The sequence below is a fragment of the Paraburkholderia sp. J7 genome, from assembly GCF_905220155.1.
Lineage (GTDB): Bacteria > Pseudomonadota > Gammaproteobacteria > Burkholderiales > Burkholderiaceae > Paraburkholderia.
The window spans coordinates 534,217-546,106 of sequence record NZ_CAJMYZ010000002.1 but is presented as its reverse complement, the minus strand read 5'-3'; the positions used below and the strand labels follow the sequence as shown (position 1 = coordinate 546,106).

At 60.1% G+C, this 11,890-nt stretch carries 11 protein-coding genes; 1 reads left to right on the top strand and 10 read right to left on the bottom strand.

The window, feature by feature from the left end; all coding sequences use genetic code 11:
* The 4 genes from U5A58_RS05490 to U5A58_RS05475 all read right to left on the bottom strand — a co-directional run.
* A partial coding sequence (locus U5A58_RS05490) for an ABC transporter permease subunit (protein ID WP_415774168.1) occupies nucleotides 1–198 on the bottom strand: 198 nt, incomplete at its 3' end.
* Between the two features lie 142 nt (nucleotides 199–340).
* Nucleotides 341–1,462 (bottom strand): branched-chain amino acid ABC transporter substrate-binding protein, encoded by a 1,122-nt coding sequence (locus U5A58_RS05485; RefSeq protein ID WP_321960616.1) that lies wholly within the window; start codon nucleotides 1,460–1,462, stop codon nucleotides 341–343.
* Between the two features lie 171 nt (nucleotides 1,463–1,633).
* Entirely contained in the window at nucleotides 1,634–2,596 is a 963-nt protein-coding gene (locus tag U5A58_RS05480) for an NAD(P)-dependent oxidoreductase (RefSeq protein WP_321960615.1), read from the bottom strand.
* A gap of 43 nt (nucleotides 2,597–2,639) precedes the next feature.
* Nucleotides 2,640–3,737, bottom strand: a complete 1,098-nt coding sequence (locus tag U5A58_RS05475) for a branched-chain amino acid aminotransferase (RefSeq protein WP_321960614.1) — start codon at nucleotides 3,735–3,737, stop codon at nucleotides 2,640–2,642.
* 186 nt (nucleotides 3,738–3,923) lie between these two features.
* On the opposite strand from U5A58_RS05475, the gene U5A58_RS05470 reads away from it, so the two are divergent.
* The gene (locus U5A58_RS05470) at nucleotides 3,924–4,385 is read left to right on the top strand and encodes an Lrp/AsnC family transcriptional regulator (RefSeq protein WP_321960613.1); all 462 of its coding nucleotides are present in this window, start codon (nucleotides 3,924–3,926) and stop codon (nucleotides 4,383–4,385) included.
* A gap of 109 nt (nucleotides 4,386–4,494) precedes the next feature.
* Here the strand turns inward: U5A58_RS05470 and U5A58_RS05465 are convergent, their stop codons facing one another.
* The 6 genes from U5A58_RS05465 to U5A58_RS05440 form a co-directional block, all read right to left on the bottom strand.
* Nucleotides 4,495–6,291: an acyl-CoA dehydrogenase gene (locus U5A58_RS05465; protein WP_321960612.1), complete on the bottom strand. Its 1,797-nt coding sequence runs from the start codon at nucleotides 6,289–6,291 to the stop codon at nucleotides 4,495–4,497.
* 99 nt (nucleotides 6,292–6,390) lie between these two features.
* Nucleotides 6,391–7,161 carry an enoyl-CoA hydratase/isomerase family protein gene (locus tag U5A58_RS05460; protein WP_321960611.1) on the bottom strand — a complete coding sequence of 257 codons (771 nt, stop codon included), beginning with the start codon at nucleotides 7,159–7,161 and terminating at the stop codon, nucleotides 6,391–6,393.
* Nucleotides 7,158–7,958 (bottom strand): enoyl-CoA hydratase-related protein, encoded by an 801-nt coding sequence (locus U5A58_RS05455; protein ID WP_321960610.1) that lies wholly within the window; start codon nucleotides 7,956–7,958, stop codon nucleotides 7,158–7,160. The genes U5A58_RS05460 and U5A58_RS05455 overlap by 4 nt, the downstream gene beginning before the upstream one ends.
* A gap of 7 nt (nucleotides 7,959–7,965) precedes the next feature.
* Nucleotides 7,966–8,733 carry a glucose 1-dehydrogenase gene (locus tag U5A58_RS05450; RefSeq protein WP_321960631.1) on the bottom strand — a complete coding sequence of 256 codons (768 nt, stop codon included), beginning with the start codon at nucleotides 8,731–8,733 and terminating at the stop codon, nucleotides 7,966–7,968.
* A 26-nt stretch (nucleotides 8,734–8,759) separates the two neighbouring features.
* Nucleotides 8,760–9,893: an acyl-CoA dehydrogenase family protein gene (locus U5A58_RS05445; protein ID WP_321960609.1), complete on the bottom strand. Its 1,134-nt coding sequence runs from the start codon at nucleotides 9,891–9,893 to the stop codon at nucleotides 8,760–8,762.
* Between the two features lie 64 nt (nucleotides 9,894–9,957).
* On the bottom strand, nucleotides 9,958–11,619 hold the full coding sequence (locus U5A58_RS05440) for an AMP-binding protein (RefSeq protein WP_321960608.1): 1,662 nt from the start codon (nucleotides 11,617–11,619) through the stop codon (nucleotides 9,958–9,960).
* Nucleotides 11,620–11,890 lie beyond the last annotated feature (271 nt).

Below are 11,890 nucleotides of genomic sequence, written 5' to 3'. Positions count from 1 at the left end.
GCCCGCCGAGGTGCCGATGGCCGTGAGCGTGACGAGGCCCACATAGGCGCCGATCATGTAGATCTCGCCGTGAGCGAAGTTGATCATGCCGATGATGCCGTAGACCATCGTGTAGCCGATGGCGATCAGCGCATAGATCGCACCCAGCGTGAGCCCGTTGACGAGCTGCTGGGTGAACTGAAAGAGGAAATCATTCATATCGGGAAAGCTTCCAATGGTGCGGTGCGTATCTTCTGGTCTCGTACTGCCCCACGCACGACAAGGCACAGCCCGGAAGCATTGACCCGCGTCCCGACTTCATACAGATAGCGGAATAAGGAACGCGGGTTGGCAAATGTCACTAGTTGGCAGCGACAGTCTTGCTGGCGTCCTTGTGCCACGTGTAGACGACGAAGCGGAACGAATTGAGGTCGCCCTGTGCGTCGTACTCGACCTTGCCGATCGGCGTGTTGAACGCGTTCTTGTGCAGGTAAGCCGCGACCTTGGTCGGGTCCGTGCTTTTCGCGCCGGCAATGCCGTCGGCGATCACCTCGATTGCGGCGTAGGCCGGCATCTGGAACGGGCCGTTTGCGTCGCGCCTGGCGTCGGCGAATGCCTTCACGATCCTGGCGTTGGCGGGGTCCGATGCGAAGTCGGCGGGCAGCGTGACGAGCATGCCTTCCGAAGCCGGGCCGGCGATCGCCGTCACGTCCTTGTTGCCCACGCCTTCCGGACCCATGAACGTGGCCTTCACGCCCTGTTCACGCGACTGGCGCAAGAGCAAGCCCATCTCCGGGTGATAGCCTCCGAAATAAACGAAGTCGACACCCTCCGCCTTGAGCTTCGTGACGACTGCGGAGTAGTCCGAATCACCAGCATTGATGCCTTCGAACACGACGACGGGAATGTGCGCCTTGTCGAGCGCGGCCTTGACCGACGTGGCGATGCCCTGACCGTACGACTGCTTGTCGTGCAGGATCGCAACCTTCTTCGGCTTGACCTTGTTGATGATGTAGGCAGCGGCTGCCGGACCTTGCTGGTCGTCACGGCCGATGGTGCGGAAGATGAACTGGCGTTTCTTGCCTTCGGTAAGCTGCGGCGCGGTGGCCGATGGCGTGATCATGACCACGCCTTCGTTCTCGTAGATGTCCGATGCGGGGATCGTCGAACCCGAGCAGAGGTGGCCGACCACGTACTGGATGTGCTGCGAAACGATCTTGTTGGCGACGGCGACAGCCTGCTTCGGCTCGCATGAGTCGTCCATCAGGACGGCTTCGAGCTTGTTGCCGTTCGCACCGCCCGCAGCATTGATCTGCTCGATTGCGGTCAACACGCCCGCCTTGACCATGTCACCGTACTGTGCGACCGGGCCGCTGAACGGGCCGGCAATGGCGATCTTTACAGTGTCCGCATTGGCGTTAAAACTACATGCGATGAGGACGGCAGACGTTGCCAGCGTGGCAACCGAAGAAGAGAGTTTCATAGCTAAATAAGTGTTAGACATATTCTCGAGGGCGCAAATTACCCGACCACGCTAGCGTGGCAAATCGAAAATATTGGATTTCAATCAGGACTAGCCACTGCCCGTGTACTGACTGTCAGTATGACGAACCTTGACGAGCGGGCTATTGAAGCCCGGCGCACCGATTATTCGCTATCCGATCATCGCAACCGTCTCGGACACGTCGCTCGGAGACTCAGGTGCGAGTGCGTTCGTGCGGGCTTCTATTGCTTCAACGACAGAAACCATATCTAGCCGCCCATTCCCGAGACCGACACTTTCGCCAAACAGCTCGCTACTCAGATCGATAAGTGGCGATGCAAGTCCTGCAGCGCGCGCCGCATCCGCAATGAGTCTCGTACTGTTGAACGCATCAGCCGTGGCCGCCTGAACCGAAAAATCACGCTTGACGAGTTTGGGGATCTTCACACGCGTCACGTCACTGGCCATCGGACCCGCGTCGATCGCTGACTGGAACTTCTCGAGATCCAGATCATGGCGGTCTGCAAAATGCACGGCTTCAGCCAGGCCGACGAGCATGGCGTTTAAATACAGGTTAATCGCGAGCTTCATCAGAAGCGCGCTACCGACCGGGCCGCAGTAAATCGCCTTTCGGCACATGGGTGCGAGCAGAGGCGTAATCCGCGCCACCACTTCAGCTTCGCCGCCCAGTAATGAAACTAGCTGCGCGTTTTCGGCTGGCTTTTTCGAGCCCGACACCGGCGCTTCCACGTACTCGCCGCCCGCGGCGCGAATATCCGCGCTGAGCGCGCGCGAATAGTCAGGAGAGTTCGAACCCATCGAAACAACGACGCGACCGGCTACCAGTCTCGCAAACTCAGCGGTGCCGCGCCGAAGCACCGCGTCAAGCGCTGACTCGTTCACCAGCATGACGATGACAATGCGCGCGCGCGTGAATACTTCGTCTACATTCCCAGCGACAACCGCGCCTGCTACGCGCAGCGGATCGACGCGTTCCGCAGAACGATTCCAGACCACTAACCGTGTTCCGGCCTTCGCGAGATTCAGCGCAATGGGCTGGCCCATCACGCCTAGTCCGATAAAGCCGATCTCCTCCTCTTGTGGAGGGGCGGAACGCGCCGTTCCGTGTGTCATGCTCAACACTCCTGGTTACTGTCTTGCAACGATGTGGCTTAGCTCAGAACAAGCGGTCAAGCCAGCCGTGATGATCCGGTGCACGACCATTCTGAATGTCGAGCAACGCGGACTTTAGACGGGCGGTGACCGGGCCGCCGTTCCCGTCACCGATTGTGAACTCGTGGTTACGACCTTTCACCTTGCCGATGGACGTCACGACCGCTGCCGTCCCGCACGCGAACGCCTCAACCAGGCGACCGCTCTTTGCGTCCGCCTGCCATTGATCGATGGCATAGGGTTCCTCGCGCACAGTGACACCGAGATCGCGGGCGAGCGTGATCAGCGACGCGCGCGTAATGCCTGGCAGAATCGTCCCCGTCAGCGGCGGCGTCTGGATCGAGCCGTCGTTGAAGACGAAGAACACATTCATGCCGCCGAGTTCCTCGACCCACCGGCGCTCAACCGCGTCCAGGAACACGACCTGATCGCAGCCTTCACGAGTTGCCTGCGCTTGCGCCGCGAGACTCGCCGCGTAGTTGCCGCCGCATTTCGCGTCCCCGGTGCCGCCAGGCGCAGCACGCGTATAGTCTTCCGACACCCAGAGAGTCACAGCCGAGGCGCCGCCCTTGAAGTACCCGCCTACTGGCGTGGCCACCACGCAGTAAAGGTACTCTGGCGAAGGCTTCATCCCCAGCACGGCTTCGGTGGCAATCATGAATGGGCGGAGATACAGCGCGGAGCCATCCGCAGACGGGATCCAGTCCCTATCGGTACGCACGAGTTCGCGTACCGAATCAACAAACAGCGTTTCGGGCAGCAAGGGCATCGCGAGACGCTCGGCCGAATTGCGAAAACGTCGTGCGTTTGCGTCTGGCCGGAACAACGTGGCTCCGCCATCCGGCAGCCGATAGGCCTTCATGCCCTCGAATATTTCTTGTGCGTAGTGAAGCACGAGCGTCGCAGGATCCAGGCTGAACGGTCCACGCGGACAGATTTTCGCGTCGTGCCAGCCGCGCGCGTCGGAATAGTGAATCGTCGCCATGTGGTCGGTAAACACGCGCCCGAACCCCGGATTCTCGAGCAACGCAGCGCGCTGGGTTGCCTCAACCGGATTGGCATTGCGTTCGAACTGGAATGACAGCGTGTCGTTGGTGCTCATTGCCTCCGCTCCTTGATGTGTAGCGGGACGGCCCCGCCAGCTATAGAAGAAGCTAATAATTTATCCCAAAAGAAAAAGCAGAGGGTTGCGTTTATGCCTTAATATTGTGCCGTTTTAGCATCGCGTGCTTGCGATTTGGTACATCGCAGCATTTGCTATCAGCGTGCAACTTTAAGGCCAGCGAGCATGGATACTCTGGACGAAATCGATCGCAGCATTCTTCGCGCGCTTCAGGAAGACGGGCGCATTCAGAACGTGGATCTTGCGGGGAAAGTGGGATTGTCACCGTCGCCGTGCTTGCGCAGGGTACGGATCCTGGAGGAGGCCGGTGTGATCGAGCGGTATGTTGCGCTGCTCAATGCCGCGAAGATTGGAGCGGGACTCACCGTCTTCGTCCGCATTTCACTCACGAGTCAGGACTCGAAGACCGTTGACCATTTTACGGCCGAAATACAGAAGCTCCCCCAGGTGGTCGAATGCCATCTCATGGCAGGCGATTGCGACTTTCTGCTGCGTGTTGTTGCGGCAGATCTGGATGCGTATCGGCAACTTCAGATCGACCATCTCACGCGAATCAAGGGCGTTCAGAGCGTGAAAACGGAGATCCCAATCCAGCAAATCAAGCTCACGTCAGCGCTCCCCATTTGACCCTCTGGATTGCCGCAATCTGGCCAGGGCGCTTGCCCTCGCGCTCGACAGTGAGTGATTCCGCACCGCTTCGGCAAGAGCGGAAACGGTGCGGTGCGCATGGAGTCAGTCAGAATGTCTCTTCGTTCATCGCCAGCGTCGAGTCAGCGCCATGAATGACGGTGTGGCTCAGCGACGTCGCGTTTGGCAACACATGGTCTGCATAAAAGCGGCTCGTTGTGATTTTGTTTGCGAGGAATACCGTTTCGCTTGAGCCGCTCTGTATCAGTCGATGCGCTGCCAGGGCCGCTCGTCCCATCTGCCAGCCGCAGGCGACGGTACCGAGCAGTTCGAGAAATGGCACGGAGCCTGCGAGCGCCCTTTTTGGAGCCTGAGCGTATGCGTCGACCAGAAAATCCACGGTAACCGCCAGTCCGTCGATGGCTTTTCCGAGTTCTGCCCCAATCCGCCGAAGATCGACGTGATTCGACGATTCCAGCGAGGTCTGGGCTTCCCGCATAAGTTGAATGAGACTCCGGATCGTCGCTGCACCATCGCGGCCCACCTTCCGGCCGACAAGGTCCATGGCCTGAATTCCGGTCGTGCCTTCGTAGATCGTTGTGATTCTCGCATCGCGCAGAAGTTGCGCGGCGCCTGTCTCCTCGATAAACCCGGTACCGCCATGCACCTGAATACCCATCGATGCAATGTCGAGGCCCGTCTCCGTGAACCAGCCTTTTGCAATCGGCATCATGAGTTCGACAAATGCCTGATTCGTGGCCCGTATGGCCTGATCCGGGTGGGCTTCCGCCCTGTCCATGCTAGCGGCTATCACGAGCCCTAGCGCCCGCATGGCTTCGACCCGCGCCTTCATGCTCATCAGCATGCGCCGGACGTCGGGATGTCGAATGATCGGTACCTTCTCTGCCGATCGGCTCCCCGCTTCGACGCCCTGAACGCGCTCCCTGGCATAGTCGCGTGCGAGTTGCCAGGCTCGCTCCCCGATACCGATTCCTTCGAGACCCACGGCAAATCTCGCCGCGTTCATCATGATGAACATGTACTCGAGTCCGCGATTCTCCTCGCCGACGATATAGGCCACTGCACCGGCTTCGTCGCCAAAAGCGAGGACGCAGGTCGGGGTTGCATGAAGCCCGAGCTTGCGTTCGAGTGAAACGCAGCGAACATCGTTGTGCTCCCCCAGCGTACCGTCGTCGTTGACAAGGCGCTTCGGGACTGCGAAGAGTGAGATACCGCGAGTACCGGGTGGCGCCCCCTCGATACGCGCGAGCACCAGATGCACCACGTTCTCCGCGAGATCGTGGTCGCCGTACGTGATGAAGATTTTCGTTCCTGACAGGCGGTATGTTCCGTCGCTCGCCGGCCTCGCAGACGTGCGGACGGCCGAGAGATCCGATCCCGCCTGGGGTTCGGTAAGAACCATCGTCCCGGTCCATTCGCCCCTGACCATTCGCGGAAGGAATTTCTCCCTCAGGCTGGCCGATCCAACGCGACCGAGTACGTCAATCGCCCCTCTGGTCAGCATCGGCAACAACGCAAACGCCACGCTGGCGCTGTTCCACATCTCGTCAACTGCCGCAGCGACTGCAAGCGGTAGATTTTGCCCGCCAAGCGACGCCGGAACTGCCAACGCATTCCACCCAGCCCAGACGAATTGCTCATAGGCGTCTTGCCAGCCAGATGGCATACGCGGTTGCCCCACTTCAAGACGCACACCTTCGAGGTCACCAACACGGTTGATTGGCGCAATGACTTCCGACGCAAACGTGCCAGCCTCCGTCAGCACGGCATCGATCACATCAGCAGGGGCGTGGTCATACCCAGGCAGGGATGAAATTTCGCTGATTCCAGCTAGTTCCTGAAGAACAAACTGGATATCCCGAATGGGGGGCTCATATTGATGCATTCCTTGACTCCGGACTACGAGGGCGGCAGTCGATCATTCAATTATGCTAAGGATGACTGATCGCCCCACCTGCGCCTCGTTCGCGTTGTTCGAACTGCTTTAGCTTCCGGTGAAAGCAGGCTTCCTCTTCTCGAGAAAAGCGTGCATCCCTTCGCGCGCATCCGCGGTCTGTGTGGCCTTGACGAAGAGTTCGGCCTCAGCCACCAGGCCTTCCTGCAAGGAGACCGTGAGGGCTTTTTCTACCGCTGCCCGCGCAAACGTCAGAGCAGCGGGAAATCGCGTACCCAGCCTGTCGAGGAAGCGCAGCCCATGTTCAATCGGATCGCCATCCTCCACGATCTCGTCGATCAGACCGATCTGCCTCGCTTCTTCCGCACCGACCAGCCGACCGCTTGCAATCATCTCAAGCGCACGAGTCTTGCCCACGAGTAGCGGAAGACGCTGCGTGCCGCCGTAGCCCGGAATGAGCCCTAGCTTGATTTCCGGCAAGCCGAATCTGGCGCCCGCAACTGCGACCCGAAACGTACACGCCATGGCGAGCTCGAGCCCGCCTCCCAGCGCTACGCCTTGAATGACGGCCAACGAAGGAAACGGCAACGCATCGAGGCGTGCAAACGTACATTGGCCCGCGCGGGCAGCATTGTGATGCTCGTGCTCGCTTCTATCGAGCAACTCCTTGATGTCAGCGCCGGCGCAAAAAGCCTTGCCCCCCGCCCCGACAAACAGCAGCGCCCGCGGCGCGGTGGCGGCCGCCTCCTCAATCAACGTGCCGATGCGCTCGATCATGGCCGCGTTGAGCGCATTCATCGCCTCCGGCCGGTCCAGCGTAATGACGGCTATGTCGCCACGATGGGAAAGCGACACGCTCATTCGCTGGCTCCTTCAGTCGGTTCCGGACGAAAGCGCGGCTTGCGCTTTTCCATGAAGGCGGCAACGCCTTCGTGCGACTCGGCGGTGCCGTAGTACAGTGCCAGCGCCTGCATCCCGAGCCCACCGATGCCGCGGATCGAATCGGAATCGGCATTGAACGAGCGTTTGGCGATGGCAATCGCGGTCGGGCTCAGTTGCATGATTTCCTGACACCAGCGGTCGACTTCGGCGTCCAGTTCGGCCATCGGCACCACGGCGTTGACAAGACCCATCGCGAGGGCCTGCTGCGCCGTATAGCGGCGGCAAAGAAACCAGATCTCACGTGCCTTCTTTTCGCCCACAACGCGCGCGAGGAACGCAGTCCCGAAGCCCGGATCGACCGAGCCTACCTTCGGGCCAACCTGTCCGAGCTGCGCGGAGTCCGCGGCAATGGCCAGATCGCAGCAGGTAACGAGTACGTTGCCCCCTCCGATTGCAAAGCCGTTCACGCGCGCGATCACCGGCTTCGGGACATCGCGGATCACGCCCTGCAGTTCTTCCACTGGCAAACCGATGATGCCGCGGCCGTCATAGCCGCCATCGTGCGCCGATTGATCACCGCCCGTGCAGAAGGCCTTTTCGCCCGCGCCAGTGAGGACGATCACACCGATCGACTTGTCCCAGCCAGCGCGTTGGATGGCGTCGATCAGTTCGTCGCAGGTCTTGCCGCGAAATGCGTTGTACTTTTCGGGGCGGTTGATCGTGATGCGGGCCACGCCGCCCTTTGCTTCGTAGAGAATGTCGGTGTATTGGCTCATGTTCGTGTCACCCATGCATGGTCAGGCCGCCGGAAACAGAAACAACCTGCCCGGTGATGAAATCGGCGTCGTCGCTCGTGAGGAATGCGACGATGCCGGGGATATCGGCCGGCTGCCCGAGGCGTTTCAGCGGGATCGCGCGCAACAGGCCGTCGTAGACTTTCTGGCCGAACTCACCCTCGCCCATGAACGAGCGCAGCAGCGCAGTGTCGGTCGGGCCGGGACATACGACATTGACGCGCACATTCTTGCGCGCGCATTCGCGCGCCACGGTCTTGCTGAACGATGTGATGCCACCTTTACAGGCCGAATAGACGGATTCGCCGGACGAACCGACCCGACCTGCATCGGACGCAATATTGACGATCTTGCCGCCCCCTTGCTCGACCATGATGGGCAGCACGGCATGATGGAGATTGAGCGGCCCCATCAGGTTGATTGCGACGACTTTTTGCCAGAACTCGGGCGTCGTTTCCATGAAAGGCATGGCAACGTCCCAGCCCGCGTTATTCACTAGCGCATCGATGCGCTTAAGGTCCGCGTGAACCTGCTGAATCGTGCGTTGGACCGCCGCGTGGTCGGTGATGTCGAGCGCAAGCAGCGTGAGTTGCCCGGCATATTGCTCGAGCGCCTTGCCGAGATCGTCGAGACCGGCTTGACTCAAGTCGAGGCCGACGACATGTGCACCCTCCTCGCAGAAACGCTGGCAGAGGCTGCGACCGATGCCGCCCGCAGCGCCTGTGATAACGACAACCTTTTCTTTAAGACCGCGCATTTGAAACACTCCTGGGTTAGTACGCTTTATTCAGCGAAGGACATCCTGCCGATCAGCATCCTCAGAACCTCGTTGGCTCCTTCGCCGATCTGAAGCACCTTCGCGTCACGGAAAAGTTGTTCGACGGGATAGTCCTTGCTAAAGCCATTCCCGCCAAAGATCTGAACTGCGTCGGAGGCAGCCTGCATTGCGAGGTCGGAAGCGAAGACCTTGAGCATGGCCGACTCCTTGCGGTGGGTCGTGCCGGCGTCCGCCATGCTCGCCACGTCCCGCAATAGAAGCCGCGCGGCCTGAAGGCCGATGGCCGTATCGGCGATCTTGAACTGAACGCCCTGAAAGCTGGCAATCGGCGCGCCAAAAGCCTTGCGCTTGCTCGCGTGCGCCTTTGCGTATTGATACGCCGCTTCGGCGGTGCCAATAGCAACCGCCGAAATGCAGATCCGGGCGACATCGAGACCCTTCATCGCGACCAGGAACCCATCGCCCTCTCTACCTAGCAGGCTGCTTTCATGTACCCGGCAGTTTTCCAGGGAGAGTTCGCAGGACATGGAGCCGCCGCGCAGCCCCATCTTGTTCTCCTTGCGCGTGACCTTGAAGCCCGGCGTGCCGGTTTCCACCAGAAAGGCGGACATCCCCTTGTCGCCCCTGGACGAATCGGTCTTTGCCATGACGATGACGAGGCCCGCAACCTCGGAATTCGTGCACCACGTCTTGGTGCCGTTGAGCACGTACTCGTCACCGTCCTTGATTGCCGTCGTCTGAATGCTCGCGGCATCCGACCCGCCGGAGGGTTCGGTGAGCGCGAACGCGCAGAGCATGCCGGCCGCCGCTTTCGGAAGGTACTCGCGCTTCTGGTCGTCAGTACCGAAATGCAAGATCGTGTCAACGGAGAGCCAATGTGCGTCGAGCGTGAATCCGACTGCCGCGTTGGCTTTCGAGATTTCCACGAGGGCGAACGCCGCTGACACCATGTCTGCGCCCTTGCCGCCGTACTCGATTGGCAGAGGCAGGCCAAGGTAACCATCCTTCGCGATCTTCTCGAACAAAGCGACCGGAAACGCATCGCTCTGATCCATCTCGCGGTTCAGTGGCGCAATGTCATCTTGAGCGAGCGCTCTGGCGGCGATTTGCCACGATAGCTGCTGTGACGTGAAATTCATTCTGGATTCCTTAACACATGAAAGGCGAGATTGATTTCGAAGTTTCTCTTACTCGTCCGTACCGTCAGGGAAGGTCGCTGCCCGCACGCTCCGCTATCACCGCTGCGGCATACTGACGGAGCGCGAACTTCTGCACCTTTCCGGTTGCCGTGCGCGCGATCGGCTCGAATATGACGTGCTTGGGTGTCTTGAAACCGGGAAGCCTGGTTCTGCAAAACTGGACAATGTCGTCCTGCGTCAACTCACCTTCGTCCTCCGGCCTCAATTCGACAATCGCGCATGGCACCTCGCCCCACTTTTCATCGGGCACGGCGACGACGGCCACACCCGCGACTGCGGGGTGCGCGCAGAGCACTTCCTCGACTTCGATCGACGAGACGTTTTCGCCCCCGGAGATGATGATGTCCTTCAGGCGGTCTCGGACCTCGATATAGCCGTCCGCGTGCACGACAGCGAGATCGCCTGTGCGATACCAGCCGCCCGCGAATGCTTCGCGCGTCGCCTCACTATTTTTCAGGTATCCCTTCATGCCGAGGTTGCCGCGAAACATGACTTCGCCCAACGTCTTGCCGTCGCGTGGCACCGCGTTGCCTGTCGCTGAATCAGCCACTGTCATCTCGCCCGCGACAGCCGTGCGTACGCCTTGGCGCCCCATGTGAGCGAGCCTTTCGTCCTGGCTCAAATTCCGCCACGAGTCCTGCGGCACGCAGACCGTATTGACGCCGTGTTGCTCAGTCATGCCATAGACGTGAATCACGTTGAATCCAAGCGCCTCCGTCTGCCTGATCACGCGCACGGGAGGAGACGCCCCCGCACAAACCACCGAGACGCTCGTCGCGGGCTTCGTCCAACCCGCCGGCTTGCCGTCCACCAGCGCACTCAGCACAGCAGGCGCGCCACAGAAGTGCGTCACGCCATGGCGTTCGATTGCATCGTAGATCTCTTCGACGGCGACCTTGCGCAGGCATACATGCGTGCCAGCCACTGCTGCCAGTGCCCACGCATAGCACCAGCCGTTGCAGTGAAATAGCGGCAAAGTCCATAGATAGACGGGCTTCGCGATGTTCAGTCCTGCATAGATGACCGCACTGAGCGCATTTAGATAGGCGCCGCGATGGTGGTACACCACGCCCTTCGGGTTACCCGTCGTGCCGGATGTGTAGTTCAGTGCAATCGCATCCCACTCGTCCTGGGGGTATAGCACCGGAACCTCGTCCGAAGCCCCCGCGATCAATTCCTCATACTCGATCGTGCCCACCGGCGCCGCGTCGGGAACGTCTTGATCCCGAATATCGACAACTGTGATATCCATCCCCGCGATTTTCACCGCCTCGCGGGCAACGTCCGCCAGCAACTGGTCGACCAATAGCAGCCGCGTTTCGGAATGCCGAAGAATGAAGGCGATGCCCGCAGCGTCGAGCCGGATATTGATGCAGTTGAGCACCCCACCCGACATTGGAACGCCGAATTGCGCTTCGAGCATCGCGGGGATATTTGTCGCAAGAATGGAAACGGTATCGCCGCGCTGGATCCCCGTGCGGATCAAGCCACGCGCCAGGCTCCGGCAACGCTGCGCATATTCCGCCCACGTATAGCGATTGTCCTTGTGGACGACCGCCGTTTGGTCGGGGAAAACCTCAGCCGCACGATCGAGCAGGTGGAGCGGCGTCATCGGCTGATAATTAGCCGCATTGCGCTCCAGTCCCGCGTCGAATTTGTTGTCCATGTCTTGCTCTCCTCGTCTCCTGATAGCGCCACCCATTTAGGGCGGAAAGCGCGCCGCTTCCAGCGCCCCGCGTGTCACCGTCATCGCGCCGCTCGCTGACTCCCTATCGATTTCCCTTTTCAAGCCTGGCCGATGGCAGCGACAGGCACATCGTCGCCGAGATCGAACATTTGTGTCAAGTACTTGATATGTATATCTTGGCAGACAGTGGTTTACCCGGCTAATTTCACAGTCACACGCCAATTCATAACATGTAGATGTTACTTATCGG